Consider the following 15,016-nt stretch of genomic DNA (forward strand, 5'->3'; position numbering starts at 1 on the left):
AGCAATTGCTAAGGCTCAATTTTCATAAATAAGGGAGGATTAAAATGAAGAAAATAACAACAATGTTTTTGATACTTATGTTGTTACTAGTTGGAGGTTGTAGATATGCGGCAACGGAAGTCCCTAATGACTCCGTAAAAAAAACACATACACCTAAAATTATTGCAACGACTGTTGCTAGCACCGAAATTATGGATCAGCTTGATTTACCACTTATTGGTGTTCCGACAACAACTAAAGAACTACCAAGTCGTTATCAAAAAGTTGAAGCTGTTGGCTCGCCAATGGGGCCTGATTTAGAATTGATGCGTACCCTACAGCCAGATTTAATTTTATCGACGAAAACGCTAGAAGCCGATTTAGCAGAAGGGCTGACAAATGCAAATCTTAAAACTAAATTCTTAGATTTTCGCAGTATTGCTAAAATGGAAAAAGAAATTTCAGCTTTAGGGAATGAATTTGATCGTAAACAGCAAGCGACAACCTTAAATCAATCGATAGAAAAACAAATTAAAGACGTTCAAAAAAAATATGAGGGCAAAGAACAACCAACCGTTTTAATTTTAATGGGTATTCCTGGAAGTTATTTAGTCGTCACTGAAAATGCTTATTTAGGTGATTTAGTTAAAAGAGCGGGAGGAAAAAATATCATAGAAGGTCAAAAACAAGAATATTTAGCTTCGAATACTGAATTTTTACAACAAGCAAATCCTGATATTATCATTCGTGCCGCTCACGGAATGCCAAAGGAAGTTGTTGAAATGTTTGATGCTGAATTTAAGAAAAATGATATTTGGCAACATTTTAATGCAGTAAAAAATAAACGAGTTTATGATTTAGATGAAAATCTATTTGGTATGACTGCGTCATTAAATGCACCAGAAGCACTGGCTCAGTTAGCGGAGATTCTATATGAAAAATAAACTTCTTCTTTTTATTATTTTTAGCTTATTACTTATTGGAACTTGTTTTTGGGCGATTCAGTCTGGAAGCTTACAACTTTCGTTTAGCGAATTGATTCAAGGAACGAGTGAAAAAGCAACCATTGTGAAAGATCTTCGTTTACCGCGGATTGTGTTAGCTATATTAGCAGGTGCAGCCTTATCAGTAGCAGGATTGTTATTTCAAGCAGTTTTAAGAAATCCATTGGCGGATGCAGGAATTATTGGGATCTCAGCGGGTGCGCAATTTTTTTCATTAGCTATTTTATTATTTTTCCCAAAATTTTATTTTTTGACGCCACTTTTTGCTTTTATTGGTGGGAGCATTGCCTGTTTACTAGTATTCAGTTTTAGTTATTCATCGGGGTTAAAACCGTTGCAATTGATTGTTACTGGAGTAGCCATCAACGCTATTTTTAGTGGGTTAAATGAAATTTTCGCCAATCAAATCACACAAGTTTCTAGTCAAATAGTGGGTAAATCCATCGGCTTTGGCATGAAATCGTGGGGAGATGTTCGTTTCTTATTTGTTTACGTTGCAATTGGATTAGCATTGGCATTATTTTCGGCTAGATGGTGCAATTTACTAGCCTTGTCGGATAAAAATCTAACAAGTTTAGGTTTATCTTTAACTAAAACGCGCATCATTATTGCTGGGATAGCAGTAGTACTAACAGCGATTACGACAGCGATTGTCGGCGTTATTGCATTTATCGGTTTACTTGTGCCTCACATTGCTAGAGGACTGCTGAAAACTAGTGATTATCGTTTGCTGATTCCTTTTTCTAGTTTACTTGGTGCTTTGATACTACTAGTTGCGGATACGCTAGGAAGAAGTATATTCCAAATGATGGAAATTCCAGCAGCAACAGTAATGATGCTGATTGGTGGACCTTGTCTGATTTTTTTACTTTGGAAAGGAGGAAAGATGGATGGAAATCCATAACTTGAGTTACGCATATCCAAAACAAGCGCCTGTTCTAAATCGGATTAATTTAACTATTGAGGCAGGGAAAATCACAACAATTATCGGACCAAATGGTAGTGGAAAATCAACATTACTCAGTATTTTAACGCGTCATTTACAAGCAAAAAAAGGAACGGTTATTCTTGACAAACAAGAGCTACATCAGTTTAGTAAGCAAGATTTTTCAAGGAAATTAGCCGCTTTACAACAAGAAAATATAGCACCAGGTGACTATACAGTTAAACAATTGGTGATGTATGGACGTCTGCCTCACCAGCATTTTTTAAGAAAGACTACTAAAGATGAAAAAATTGTTCAGCAAGCATTGCAACAAATGAAATTAGTAGAAAAACAAGAGAGTCTATTGGCTGAATTATCTGGAGGAGAACGACAACGAGCATGGCTCGCGATGGCACTCGCTCAAGAAACAGAGTATTTAATTTTAGATGAACCAACAACCTATTTGGATTTAACCTATCAAATTGAGTTGCTTAAATTAATTCAAACATTAAATCAAACTCAAAAGCTAACGATTATTATGGTGTTACACGATCTTAACCAAGCCAGTCAATATAGCGACGAAATTATCATCATGCATCATGGTGAAATTAGTGCGAAAGGAACGCCCAATGAGGTTATTACGCCAAGGATGCTTCAAGATGTTTATGGTGTTTCGGGGGAGCTTATTCAACATCCTTCAGGAAGACCTTATATTTTGCCTTACTAGAAGGAGTGAAACAAATGAAACGAAAACTACTTAGTGGCGTGATGCTGATTGTATTGCTTTTTTCAGGTTGGAAAATTCTTACGATTTTAACAGAAAACCAGCACAATCAGCGAATATTAGCAGATGTTCAAAAGGTTTATCAAAAACAAGCTCAACAAACAAGGTCAGTAACGAGTAAAAAACCAGCATTTGTCGAATTAAAAAAAATCAATCCAGATATTAAAGGCTGGATTTCAATTCCTGATACAGCCATTGACTATCCTATTTTACAATCTTCAGATAATGATTTTTATTTAAAGCACAATTATCAAAAAGAAATAGCCAGAGCGGGCAGCGTTTTTAAAGATTTTCGCAATCAGTCCGAGTCTGAATTCAATACGATTTTATATGGTCACAATATGAAGGATGGCTCGATGTTTGCGGATTTACAAAACTATTTAGATGAAGATTTTTTCAATAAACACCCAACGTTTGATTACGAAACGGAAACTAAAAGCTATCAAGTAGAGGTTTTTGCTGCCTATGAAACGACAACTGATTTCTATTACATCGAGACAGATTTTAGTCAGCCTCAAGCTTATTCAAATTATTTAACAACAATCAAGCAACAGTCAAAATTTCAAACCAATGTCATCGTCACGGATCAAGATCAGATAATAACGTTGTCCACCTGTGATACAGGTTTTGATTATGAAAAAGGGCGATTTGTTATTCAAGGGAAGTTAATTGAAAAGTAAACAAATTCTTTTTGCTATCAAAATAATGATTAAGCAAAGAGAATTTTTTATTAAACTTGATTTTTAATATAATTACATAATACAAACCAACAAAAAACAAAGAAACTTGTGTATTTTTCCAGTTAAATAGCGTACAATGAAGAGATAGAAAAAAGCAAAGTTGAACTTAAAAAGCTGACTATTGATAGAAGAAAGTAGGAGAATTTCAAATGAAGTGGAGCATACCTGAACGAATCATTGAACAAGGCAGAGTGTATGTAAATGAAAAACGCATACTTTCCATCACTCCTTTTTTAGAAAAGAAGATGTGGACTGCAGATGTGATGGGGAGTGAAATCTATCATGTGGAATTAGATGGAACTACTAGAGAAGAAGATTTTTGCGAATGTCCTTATTGGAAGGACCATGGGTACTGCAAACATACAGTTGCAGTTGAATTGGCATTAAAAGAACAAGGAGTTAGTCGCATTATAACAGCAGAAAGTGCCACGGCTATTGCGAGTGAATTGCCAGAACCTGGGCATGAATTAACCGAATCTTTTTCGCGTGTTTTTCTAAATGAAAATCGAGAAACCATGACTGCTAAATCAATAAAATCAAACCTATCTATTGAATATAAAATTGAAATCAAACCTAAACAGGCGACGATTATTCGGAACAATGAAGACCTTTTAGTTTTAAGCATTCGAGCAGGGGTTGATAAACTTTATATTGTAAAAGATGTGAATCAATTTTTAGAAAGTGCGGTTAATCAAGGAAGAATTGAGCTGAAAAGTGGAGTCACTCTTGATTTCAAACAAGTTGAGATTACAAGTGGCGATCAATTAATCTTAACGTATTTATACAAACAAGCAGTATCAAACCAAATGATGGGAGTAGGAAGTAAGGAACCAAAATCAATCTATACAAACCATCGGTACCTTGTACTATCTCCTGTTTTAGCAGAAGACACCATTAAGTTGATTCAAGAAGCAGGAAAACTTCAATTTTATGTGAAAGACCATAAATACAAAGAAGTTCTCTTTGTTGAAGAGCAATTGCCATTCTCCTTTGAATTATTTCAACATGAAAAAAACATCACACTTTACATTGACAACCAGATTGATGCTCAATTAAAAAATTACCAATGGTTTGTAGCGAATCAGGTTATTTTCCAACCTTCAAAAGAGCAACTAAGAGCCTTTCAGCCATTACAAAACTTTTTACAACGATATGATGGAAAAGAAGTTAAAATTGATTCCATTGATATGCCTGACTTTACAAGTTATGTGATGCCTTTGTTAGCTAAAATTGGAGAGGTTTCTATTGATGATGATTTAAAGGAATCTTTTATCCAGGAACCATTAAAAACGGCTATTTACTTTTCTTATCAAAAAGACAACGTTCATGCCGTTGTTGACTTTAATTACGATCACTTAACGCTTTCGACTGATCCTTCCCATAATCGCTTGGCTAAAGATGATACACAAGTGATTAGAGATAGCCAAACAGAAATGCGCATCTTAAATATACTAAAAGAATACGATTACCATCGCCTTGAAACGAGTTATTCAAAGCGTTTAGTGAGGGACGATGATTTTTATACATTATTTACTAAAGAGATTCCAACCCTTGAAATGGATGCAGAAGTTTTTGTTGATGATGTCTTAGATCAACTATTTCTAGATCAAATTGATCCAGAAACATCCATTGATGTGCAGAATGACGGTTCGCTTCTTGATGTGAAATTTGATATCAAAGGCATTACCCCAACAGAAATTGATCAGGTTTTACGTAGTTTAGTTGAAAAGAAATCTTTCCACAAGTTAGATAATGGAATGATACTATCTTTAGAAACAGAAGGTTTTAAACAAGTGAGCGACATTTTAAATGAATTGCGAATCACTAAAAATTTTCAACAAGGAAAAGTCGAATTGCCAAGTTATCGAGGCCTTGAGATTCAGGAAAAACTAGGATTAGAAGATGCGAATCGTCGTAAGTTGTCACGCAAGTTCAGAACACTTGTAGAGGATTTAAATCATCCTGATTTGTTTGAAGTTGACCTGCCTAAGAATTTGAATGCCAGCTTAAGACCCTACCAAATAACCGGTTTCAAGTGGCTCAAAATGCTTTCTAAATATGGTTTTGGTGGGATTTTAGCAGATGATATGGGGTTGGGGAAAACAATTCAAGTCATTACCTTTATCCTTTCAGAAATCGAAGAAAATAAAACCAACGATCCTTTTTTAATTGTAGCACCAGCGTCACTAAGCTACAATTGGCAACACGAACTCAAAAAATTTGCCCCTTCAATTGAAAATGTTGTTGTTGTAGGGTCAGCAGAAGAACGGAAGGAATTGATTGCCAATGCAAAAGCCAATCAAGTTTTGATTACGTCCTATCCAAGTTTTAGACAAGATGTGGAACAGTATAAAAAACAAACCTTCGGTACCTTAGTGTTAGATGAATCTCAAATGGTAAAAAACTACCATACAAAAACTGCTCAGGCGCTAAGAGAATTAACCACAAAAAAACGTTTTGCTTTAAGTGGGACACCCATCGAAAATAAAATTGAAGAGCTATGGGGTATTTTTCAATTGATCATGCCTGGATTTTTCCCAGGAATCAAACAATTCAAAACGTTGCCTTACCCACAAATAGCAAAAATGATTCAACCTTTTGTACTGAGAAGAATCAAAAAAGATGTTCTAAAAGATTTACCAGATAAAATTGAAACGGATTTATATAGCACTTTGACGAAGGAACAAAAAACCGTTTATTTAGCTTATTTACAACGAATTCAAGACAGTGTTTCAGGAATGAGCCAAGACGAATTCAAACGCAATCGAATCGAAATATTGGCTGGTTTAACTAGACTAAGACAAATTTGTTGTGATCCACGCCTATTTATTGACAATTATGAAGGACAATCAGGAAAATTAGAGCAATTAAAAGAAATGTTGCAAACTGCAAAAGAAAATGGCCAACGAGTGCTACTATTTTCACAATTTACGTCCATGCTTTCCATTATTGAAAAAGAATTAGCTGAAGCTGAATTTGAAACCTTCTATTTAAACGGTCAAACAAAACCAAAAGAACGTTTAGAAATGGTGAATCGTTTTAATGAAGGGGAAAAAGAAGTGTTCTTAATTTCATTAAAAGCTGGAGGAACAGGTCTCAATTTAACAGGTGCGGATACCGTTATTTTATATGATTTATGGTGGAATCCAGCTGTTGAAGAACAAGCTACCGGTCGAGCGCATCGTCTTGGTCAAAAAAAGGTTGTTCAAGTTTGGCGCTTGATTGCAGAAGGTACAATTGAAGAAAAAATCAATTTGTTGCAACAAGAAAAGAAAGCGTTGTTTGATCAAGTCATTACAGCAGACGGATCACCAGATCAACAATTGAACCAATTAACAGAATCGGATATCCGAGAAATTTTAAGTATTGGTGAAAATTTTTAAGATATGAGGTGTGAAAATGATTGAAAAAATCAAAAAGAATCTTGAAAAGACCTCTTATCTTGAAGATGCTGATTTAGATTGGTTGTTAGAAAATATAGGCAATCCTGTAGGAGAAATTAGAGACCAAGGTGTCTATCCATTATTTTGTTCAGTCATTAAACATCAACAAATAAAACCGAAGAAAATGAAAAAAATGTTGTTGCTACTATTGTCAAATGATTTTCTTTTTAAATCAATCGAAACGCCGATAAGTGATGCCGTCTTTTACCGTTCATTCAGTGCACTTTTAATTGCAGTATTAATTGATTCAGATGCTAAACAGCCAATTTTAACTTCAAAAGAGTTAGAAAAAGTTGTTTTAACTCTATGTGCATACTATGTAATGGAACAAGATACTCGCGGTTTTGTGACGTATAAAGGGTGGGCACATGCAATTGCCCATGGAGCGGATGTTTTTTTATCCCTCGCAGAGCACCCTCTTTTAGAGTCAGAAAATCAGTTAATCATTATGTTGACGGTGTTATCTAAACTAGAAGCTACGAAGAGTCCTCTAAATTTTGGTGAGCCAATGCGTATGATGGAAATTTTTAATCAATTATTTCAAAAAGATCCTAGTAATGAAGAACGTTTTATTCGACTAGTGACCAATTTAAACGAAAGAATAAAAAATTCACTTGAAAAAAATCAAGAAAACTACTGGATAAGATTTTATAACCTGCAACAGTTTTATAACAGCTTTCTACAAAATTCAGCAACGCCAGAAAAGGTTCGACATTTTTTAGCAAAATGAATAAAAGAAGATAGCCAACTGGCTATCTTCTTTTATTTCACTAGTTTGGTTTCAATAATTTCATCAATCAGCGCTGGAAGTTCAGTAAAGCAAGTAATTTCATAATCACAATCCCATCTACTGATAGGTTTTAGACGTTTCCGATGATTGAACCAAAGAGCATTCCAACCAGCAGCTTTTGCACCATCAACGTCATTGTCAAAATTATCACCAACATACAGTGTCTTTGAAGATTCAAAATGAAATTCTTTTGTTGCAAGATGAAAAATCTGTGGGTCCGGTTTAGCATACCCAGAGCTTTCAGAAATAATCATATTTTCGATTGGAATCCATTTTTCAAGTTGCAACTGTTTAATTTTTCGTAATTGATGATCAGTCGGACCATTCGTAATAATTCCTAAGTCTATTTCTTTATTGTTAGCTAACTTAGTCAAAATGGCTTCAGCTTCTGGTAAAAGTTGGATTTGATCCAACTCTACTTCATAAACCTCCTGAAAGGACAAGCCTTCTTCTTCTGTAATGGTAAAACCACGTTCTTTTAAGACTTCGGCAATCCGATTAAAACGCATAAAAGGTAAGGTCCATTCTCCAGAAATATACTTACAGAAAGTCTCATCGCTGTAAAAACGGAAGCGAAGATACGCATGGTGTAAATCGATTTTTTTTGCAGCCTCCGGAAAACAAATCGTCAAAGCATTATTAAACGGGGCTTGTTGATCGTAGAGTGTATCGTCAACATCAAAAACAATGGCATTAATCAAAATTAGACAAATCCTTCCATCAAGTTACTTTTTTCACACGCTTACTAGTATAGCAAAACAAACCGTATAAAAACACGGTGTTTTGTATAAAATAGAATTGAAAACGATTTTAATTAAAAAAGGATGAGGAATTTATTGGTTTTTCCTTTATTCATGAAAACAATCATTTAGTTGTTAGAAAAGCAAATAAAAACTCTTGCAACAAATCCATTGGTGTAGTACAATTATAGACGGTGTAAAACACCAATTAATTTCACACCTTAAAGGATGTAAAGGAATGGTGCTTGAGTATCTCAAGTCTCCTTACAGTTGAATTTGAGGGAGGAAAATAAAAAACCATATTGGAGGAAATTTATCATGGCAGTAATCTCAATGAAACAATTGCTTGAAGCCGGTGTACATTTTGGTCACCAAACACGTCGTTGGAACCCAAAAATGAAACGCTACATTTTCACAGAAAGAAACGGAATCTACATTATTGATTTACAAAAAACTGTTAAATTAGTAGACGAAGCTTACAACTACATGAAAAATGTTGCTGAAGACGGCGGAATCGCTTTATTCGTAGGAACTAAAAAACAAGCTCAAGAAGCTGTTAAAGACGAAGCAATTCGTTCAGGTCAATACTTTGTAAACCACCGTTGGTTAGGTGGAACATTAACTAACTGGGATACAATCCAAAAACGTATCAAACGTTTGAAAGAAATCAACAAAATGGAAGCAGACGGAACTTTTGAAGTCCTTCCTAAAAAAGAAGTTGGAATCTTAAACAAACAACGCGAACGTTTAGAAAAATTCTTAGGCGGTATCCAAGATATGCCAAGAATTCCAGATGTAATGTTTATTGTTGATCCTCGTAAAGAACGTATTGCTGTTCAAGAAGCTCACAAATTAAACATTCCTATCGTAGGTATTGTTGATACAAACTGTGATCCTGATGAGATTGATGTTGTAATTCCAGCGAATGATGACGCAATCCGTGCCGTTAAATTATTGACAGCTAAAATGGCTGACGCAATGATCGAAGGACGTCAAGGTGAAGATGAAATCGTTGAAGAAACTTTTGTTGCTGAAACAACAGAAGCTAGTACTGAAACTGCATCAATCGAAGAAATCGTTGAAGTAGTTGAAGGCGACAACGCTGAATAATCAACCAATATAAAAATCTTTAGGCTGTCTCCAGTAAAAGAGAAGTGAGTAGCGACTTTTTACGAAGCGGCGTCATTTCCTTTTCAAGAGACGGCCTATTTTTTCTGTATAGGATAAAACCTACTGAAAAACTAAAGACAACTACACCTAAACCTAGGAGGAAAATAAAATGACACAAGTAACTGCACAATTAGTAAAAAAATTACGTGATATGACCGGCGTTGGTATGATGGATGCTAAAAAAGCTTTAGTAGCTGTAGAAGGTGACATCGACAAAGCAATTGATCACTTAAGAGAAAACGGAATGGCGAAAGCTGCTAAAAAAGCAGACCGCGTTGCAGCTGAAGGTTTAGCTAGCGTTTATGTTGAAGGAAACAATGCAGCAATCGTTGAAATTAACTCAGAAACAGATTTCGTTTCAAAAAATGAACAATTCCAAACATTAGTTGCTGAAGTAACTCGCCAAGTAGTTGAAGCAAACCCAGCTAACATGGAAGAAGCGTTAGAAATCAAAACTGCTAACGGAACAATTGGTTCAGAAATCATGGAAGCAAACACTGTTATCGGTGAAAAAATTAGCTTCCGTCGTTTTGAACGCGTAACTAAAGATGACAATGCTGCATTTGGCGCATACTTACACATGGGTGGACGTATCGCTGTTTTAGTTCTTTTAGATGGAACAACAGATGAAGAAGTTGCTCGTGACGTTGCTATGCACATCGCTGCAATCAATCCTAAATATGTTTCTCGCGATCAAGTTTCTCAAGAAGAAATTGCTCACGAAACAAAAGTTTTAACTGAACAAGCACTTAATGAAGGCAAACCAGCTAACATTGTTGAAAAAATGATTCAAGGTCGTTTAAACAAATATCTTGCTGAAATTAGCTTAGTTGACCAATCATTTGTTAAAAACCCAGATCAAACTGTCGGTGAATTCGTAGCTTCAAAAGGCGCTACAGTGAAATCATTTGTACGTTTTGAAGTTGGAGAAGGTATTGAAAAACGTGAAGATAACTTTGTTGATGAAGTTATGAGTCAAGTGAATAAATAAACCTTAGGCGTATTATGTAGAAGGGAACGCATCAGTTAATGAGCGCTCCCTTTTTTCTTGCAGTTATGGTAAAATAAGACTAGAGTAGCATAGTTAATGGAGGGAATTAAAATATGGATCAACCAAAATATAAACGCGTAGTATTAAAAGTTAGTGGAGAAGCACTTGCTGGCGAAGATGGTTTTGGAATTAAACCTCCAACCATCAAAGAGATTGCAAAAGAAATCAAAGAAGTACATGATCTAGGTGTTGAAATTGCAATCGTCGTTGGTGGAGGAAATATTTGGCGTGGACAAGTTGGTTCTCAAATGGGAATGGAACGCGCTCAAGCAGACTACATGGGGATGCTTGCAACAGTGATGAATGCATTAGCATTACAAGATAACCTTGAAAATGTAGGTGTGCCAACACGAGTTCAAACATCTATTGAAATGCGTCAAATCGCTGAACCATACATCAGAAGAAAAGCAGTTCGTCATTTAGAAAAAGGACGTGTTGTCATTTTTGCTGGTGGGACGGGAAATCCATATTTTTCTACCGATACAACTGCAGCTTTACGCGCAGCTGAAATTGATGCAGATGTTATTTTAATGGCGAAAAACAATGTAGACGGAGTTTATTCAGCTGATCCTAAATTAGACATTACAGCTGTTAAATTTGAAGAATTAACACATTTAGAAATTATCAACAAAGGCTTGCAAGTAATGGATACAACTGCAAGTTCGTTAAGCATGGACAATGACATTCCTTTAGTAGTCTTCAACTTAAATGAAGCAGGCAATATTAAACGTGTTGCACTAGGTGAATGCATTGGAACTACAGTAAGGGGGAAGTAACATATGAGTGAAGCAATTTTACAAGCGACAAAAGAAAAAATGACAAAAACTGAGCAATCATTACAACGCGAACTAGGTACAATTCGTGCGGGTCGTGCGAACGCTAGCATCTTAGACCGTATTCAAGTTGATTATTATGGTGCGCCAACGCCCTTAAATCAAATGGCTTCTATCACGATTCCAGAAGCGCGTGTATTAATGATTACACCTTTTGATAAAACAATTATTCAAGATATTGAAAAATCATTGATGCAAAGCGATATCGGAATTAGCCCAGCAAATGACGGAAATGTGATTCGTTTAGTTATTCCAATGCTAACAGAAGAACGCCGTAAAGAATTAGCAAAACGCGTTAAAAAAGAAGCTGAAGGTGCAAAAGTAATCACTCGTAATATTCGTCGTGATGCAATTGAAGACTTGAAAAAAGCTGAGAAAAACAAAGAAATGACTGAAGATGATTTACGTAATTACGAAACTAAAGTACAAAAATTAACAGATGAAAGTGTTAAAAATATTGATGCAATCGCTGCTGAAAAAGAAAAAGAAATTTTAGAAGGTTAATTAATTACAGAAAAAACAGAGAGAACTCACTTCTTTCTGTTTTTTTTTATTAAAAAACAGATAAATAGTTATGCTGCTAAGCAACTTTTTTTGGGCATGATTTTATTGTTAAAAAAAGTAGCAATTAAAGAATAAGTGGGATAAAAACCGATTTATTATCATAAATATGCAAAGAAAATCTTTATTTTTCGCAAAATTAATAGGAAAGTTCCCAACTTTTTGCTACAATAGATAGAGCTAAAGAAAGAAATTGGAGGGAACTGCTTGAGAAGTTTATTTAATAGAAAAGGAAGAAAAGATTCTCCAACAAATGAAGCTCCTTTTCAACCAAATGAAGCAATCCCAAACCATATTGCAATTATTATGGATGGGAATGGACGTTGGGCTCAAAAAAAATTCTTACCGCGAGTTGCAGGACACCGTGAAGGAATGAATACTGTAAAAAAAATAACAAAACATGCCAGTAAATTAGGAGTAAAAGTATTAACGCTTTATGCTTTTTCTACTGAAAATTGGAAAAGACCAAATGATGAAGTGAATTTTTTAATGCAATTGCCAGTTGATTTTTTTGATACATTTGTTCCTGATTTAATCGAAGAAAATGTGCAAGTAAATGTGATGGGATTTATTGATGAATTGCCAGCACACACGAAAAAAGCAGTTGAAAATGCGATTCGAGATACAAAAGACAATACAGGAATGATTTTAAATTTTGCATTAAATTATGGTAGCCGTAGTGAGTTGATTGAAGCGACTAAAAAAATGGCAGAAAAAGTACAGCAAAATGAAATAACGCTTGATGAAATTAACGAAGAAACATTTGAAAAAGAATTAATGACCTCTTCTTTAGGTGAGTTTCAAGAACCTGATTTACTTGTTCGTACCAGCGGAGAAGAAAGAATCAGTAATTTCTTACTGTGGCAAATTGCATATAGTGAGTTTTATTTCACAAAAATATTGTGGCCTGATTTTAGTGAAGAAGTGTTAGAAAATGCGATTGGAATTTATCAAAAGCGTAATCGTCGTTTTGGTGGTTTGTAATTTGAGGAGGAATTTTTTGTGAAACAACGTGTAATTACAGCAATTGTGGCGTTGATTTTCTTTATCCCAGTTTTATACGTTGGTTCGTGGGTGTTAGAAATCGTTGCCGTTTTAATGGGGTTAGTTGGAATGTATGAATTGTTAAAAATGAAGGGCATTTCTATTTTTTCAATTGAGGGAATAATTGCTTCAATCGGAATGATGTTGATTTTAGTTCCAAAACAGTATTTAAACTTTATTCCACTATCTCTTTCAACGCTATTTTTATTCTATATTTGTGGGATTTTATTATTAGTTTGTACTGTTTTTTCAAAAAATTCATTTACAATTGATGATGCAGGTGTTGCGATTTTAGGCGCCTTGTATATAGGAACAGGATTTCACTACTTTATTGAAACAAGAGCAGCAGGGTTGCCCTTGTTGATGTTCGTTCTTTTTGTTGTTTGGGCAACAGATATTGGTGCTTATATGGTTGGACGTAAAATTGGAAAAACAAAGTTAGCACCTGCTATTAGTCCGAATAAAACGATTGAAGGATCATTGGGTGGAATGTTTTCGGCTATTATTGTTGCAGCTATCTATTTATTCTTTTTCCCACAGGTCTTTTCAATGGGTGTCATGTTAGCTTTGACTGTTTTGTTTTCGATCGCAGGACAATTGGGAGATTTAGTAGAATCAGCTTTTAAACGTCATTATGACGTGAAGGATTCAGGTACAATTTTACCAGGACATGGCGGTATATTAGATCGATTTGACAGTTTGTTATTTGTACTACCAATTGTTCATTTGGTGACGTTAATCTAATGTTGAAGGGAAGTGTAAAAGTAGTTATCGTTTGTGATGACTACTTTTGTTCTATATGAAAAATATTTGTTTGCTTGGAGCAACTGGGTCTGTAGGTGAAAATACAGTTGATGTTGTATTGGCTCATCCTGAAAAATTTACAATTCATACGTTTTCCTTTTTCAATAATATACGGCGCGGACGTCAATTGATTCAACTATTAAAACCAAAAATGGTGGCAGTCGGAACAAAAGACATGGCGGAACAATTAAAAATTGATTACCCTTTTGTAACCTTCACATATGGAGTAGAAGGACTCTCTGAAATTGTTGCACTGGAAGCAATTGATCTTGTATTAACAGCTGTTTCAGGTAGTGTGGGGTTATTGCCGACTTTGACTGCAATCAAAGAACGAAAACAAGTTGCTATCGCCAATAAAGAAACATTGGTAATGGCAGGTGAACTTGTGATGGAATTAGCAGCAAAATATAAAGTTCAAGTGCTTCCTGTTGATAGCGAACATTCAGCAATCTTTCAATGCTTAAATGGCGAAAAATTAACGGAGGTAGACCATTTATTGATTACAGCTTCAGGAGGTAGTTTTCGGACTAAATCACGCCAAGAGCTTGTTTCTGTAACGTTAGAAGATGCTTTAATTCATCCAAATTGGTCAATGGGACAGAAAATCACGATTGATTCAGCAACGATGATGAATAAAGGGTTGGAAGTTATTGAAGCTCATTGGTTATTTGGGCTAGATTATGATAAAATAAAAGTTGTTTTACACAAAGAAAGCATTGTTCATTCAATGGTTAGCTTTGTTGATGGAGCAGTGATGGCTCAATTAGGGGCAAGCGATATGCGAGAACCAATACAGTATGCTCTTTCTTACCCACATCGAATTGAAATGAAGGAACCAAAGCCATTTAATTTAGCAGACATTGGCGCTTTACACTTTGAAAATATGGATTTCAACCGATTTCCGTTGTTGCAATTAGCCTACACGGTTGGGAAAATGGGTGGTACAGCGCCGACCATGATGAATGCGGCTAACGAAGTAGCCGTTGCTGCATTTCTTGAGAAAAAAATTTCATTTCTTACGATTGAAGAACTTGTTGAAAAGGCCATTCAAGAAGTGCATTATAGTAAACAACCAGATTTAACTACTTTAATGGAAGTAGATAAAGAAACAAGAAAACTAGTCACCAGTTGGCTAACATAGAAGGAGC

Annotated in this window: 14 protein-coding genes; 13 read left to right on the forward strand and 1 reads right to left on the reverse strand. The window is 35.2% G+C overall.

Annotation, left to right across the window (positions count from 1 at the left end; translation table 11 throughout):
* The first annotated feature begins 44 nt into the window (after positions 1–44).
* The 6 genes from isdE (at position 45) to CDIMF43_RS07480 (ending at position 7,605) form a co-directional block, all read left to right on the forward strand.
* Entirely contained in the window at positions 45–923 is an 879-nt protein-coding gene (isdE, locus tag CDIMF43_RS07455; protein ID WP_109841629.1) for a heme ABC transporter substrate-binding protein IsdE, read from the forward strand.
* A complete protein-coding gene (locus CDIMF43_RS07460; protein WP_109841630.1) occupies positions 913–1,887 on the forward strand; it encodes a FecCD family ABC transporter permease in 975 nt (324 codons plus the stop codon). Before isdE ends, CDIMF43_RS07460 begins: the two co-directional genes overlap by 11 nt.
* Positions 1,874–2,635, forward strand: coding sequence for an ABC transporter ATP-binding protein (locus tag CDIMF43_RS07465; RefSeq protein ID WP_109841631.1), 762 nt, complete (start codon positions 1,874–1,876; stop codon positions 2,633–2,635). Before CDIMF43_RS07460 ends, CDIMF43_RS07465 begins: the two co-directional genes overlap by 14 nt.
* 14 nt (positions 2,636–2,649) lie before the next feature.
* The gene (srtB, locus tag CDIMF43_RS07470) at positions 2,650–3,372 is read left to right on the forward strand and encodes a class B sortase (protein ID WP_109841632.1); all 723 of its coding nucleotides are present in this window, start codon (positions 2,650–2,652) and stop codon (positions 3,370–3,372) included.
* A 209-nt stretch (positions 3,373–3,581) separates the two neighbouring features.
* Positions 3,582–6,815 (forward strand): DEAD/DEAH box helicase, encoded by a 3,234-nt coding sequence (locus tag CDIMF43_RS07475; RefSeq protein ID WP_109841633.1) that lies wholly within the window; start codon positions 3,582–3,584, stop codon positions 6,813–6,815.
* A gap of 16 nt (positions 6,816–6,831) precedes the next feature.
* Positions 6,832–7,605, forward strand: a complete 774-nt coding sequence (locus CDIMF43_RS07480; protein WP_109841634.1) for a DUF2785 domain-containing protein — start codon at positions 6,832–6,834, stop codon at positions 7,603–7,605.
* Positions 7,606–7,637: 32 nt separating this feature from the next.
* On the opposite strand, the gene CDIMF43_RS07485 is transcribed toward CDIMF43_RS07480, so the two are convergent.
* Complete coding sequence (locus CDIMF43_RS07485; RefSeq protein WP_109841635.1) at positions 7,638–8,366, reverse strand: HAD family hydrolase; 729 nt, start codon at positions 8,364–8,366, stop codon at positions 7,638–7,640.
* Between the two features lie 357 nt (positions 8,367–8,723).
* On the opposite strand from CDIMF43_RS07485, the gene rpsB reads away from it, so the two are divergent.
* From rpsB to CDIMF43_RS07520, 7 genes are all read left to right on the forward strand, one after another.
* Positions 8,724–9,515, forward strand: coding sequence for a 30S ribosomal protein S2 (rpsB, locus tag CDIMF43_RS07490; protein ID WP_074402862.1), 792 nt, complete (start codon positions 8,724–8,726; stop codon positions 9,513–9,515).
* A gap of 169 nt (positions 9,516–9,684) precedes the next feature.
* Positions 9,685–10,566 (forward strand): translation elongation factor Ts, encoded by an 882-nt coding sequence (gene tsf, locus CDIMF43_RS07495; RefSeq protein WP_074402861.1) that lies wholly within the window; start codon positions 9,685–9,687, stop codon positions 10,564–10,566.
* A 113-nt stretch (positions 10,567–10,679) separates the two neighbouring features.
* Positions 10,680–11,402 (forward strand): UMP kinase, encoded by a 723-nt coding sequence (gene pyrH, locus CDIMF43_RS07500; protein ID WP_074402860.1) that lies wholly within the window; start codon positions 10,680–10,682, stop codon positions 11,400–11,402.
* Between the two features lie 3 nt (positions 11,403–11,405).
* On the forward strand, positions 11,406–11,963 hold the full coding sequence (gene frr, locus CDIMF43_RS07505) for a ribosome recycling factor (protein WP_034570018.1): 558 nt from the start codon (positions 11,406–11,408) through the stop codon (positions 11,961–11,963).
* A 264-nt stretch (positions 11,964–12,227) separates the two neighbouring features.
* On the forward strand, positions 12,228–13,004 hold the full coding sequence (locus tag CDIMF43_RS07510; RefSeq protein ID WP_074402859.1) for an isoprenyl transferase: 777 nt from the start codon (positions 12,228–12,230) through the stop codon (positions 13,002–13,004).
* A gap of 18 nt (positions 13,005–13,022) precedes the next feature.
* A complete protein-coding gene (locus CDIMF43_RS07515; RefSeq protein WP_109841636.1) occupies positions 13,023–13,808 on the forward strand; it encodes a phosphatidate cytidylyltransferase in 786 nt (261 codons plus the stop codon).
* Positions 13,809–13,863: 55 nt separating this feature from the next.
* Positions 13,864–15,009, forward strand: coding sequence for a 1-deoxy-D-xylulose-5-phosphate reductoisomerase (locus tag CDIMF43_RS07520; RefSeq protein ID WP_109841637.1), 1,146 nt, complete (start codon positions 13,864–13,866; stop codon positions 15,007–15,009).
* Positions 15,010–15,016: the final 7 nt, after the last annotated feature.

It is taken from the genome of Carnobacterium divergens (genome assembly GCF_900258435.1).
GTDB classification, from domain to species: Bacteria; Bacillota; Bacilli; order Lactobacillales; family Carnobacteriaceae; genus Carnobacterium; species Carnobacterium divergens_A.

Coding starts and splice junctions, on each gene's coding strand:
- isdE (WP_109841629.1), top strand. CDS start 45: ATGAAGAAAATAACAACAATGTTTTTGATACTTATGTTGTTACTAGTT.
- CDIMF43_RS07460 (WP_109841630.1), top strand. CDS start 913: ATGAAAAATAAACTTCTTCTTTTTATTATTTTTAGCTTATTACTTATT.
- CDIMF43_RS07465 (WP_109841631.1), top strand. CDS start 1,874: ATGGAAATCCATAACTTGAGTTACGCATATCCAAAACAAGCGCCTGTT.
- srtB (WP_109841632.1), top strand. CDS start 2,650: ATGAAACGAAAACTACTTAGTGGCGTGATGCTGATTGTATTGCTTTTT.
- CDIMF43_RS07475 (WP_109841633.1), top strand. CDS start 3,582: ATGAAGTGGAGCATACCTGAACGAATCATTGAACAAGGCAGAGTGTAT.
- CDIMF43_RS07480 (WP_109841634.1), top strand. CDS start 6,832: ATGATTGAAAAAATCAAAAAGAATCTTGAAAAGACCTCTTATCTTGAA.
- rpsB (WP_074402862.1), top strand. CDS start 8,724: ATGGCAGTAATCTCAATGAAACAATTGCTTGAAGCCGGTGTACATTTT.
- tsf (WP_074402861.1), top strand. CDS start 9,685: ATGACACAAGTAACTGCACAATTAGTAAAAAAATTACGTGATATGACC.
- pyrH (WP_074402860.1), top strand. CDS start 10,680: ATGGATCAACCAAAATATAAACGCGTAGTATTAAAAGTTAGTGGAGAA.
- frr (WP_034570018.1), top strand. CDS start 11,406: ATGAGTGAAGCAATTTTACAAGCGACAAAAGAAAAAATGACAAAAACT.
- CDIMF43_RS07520 (WP_109841637.1), top strand. CDS start 13,864: ATGAAAAATATTTGTTTGCTTGGAGCAACTGGGTCTGTAGGTGAAAAT.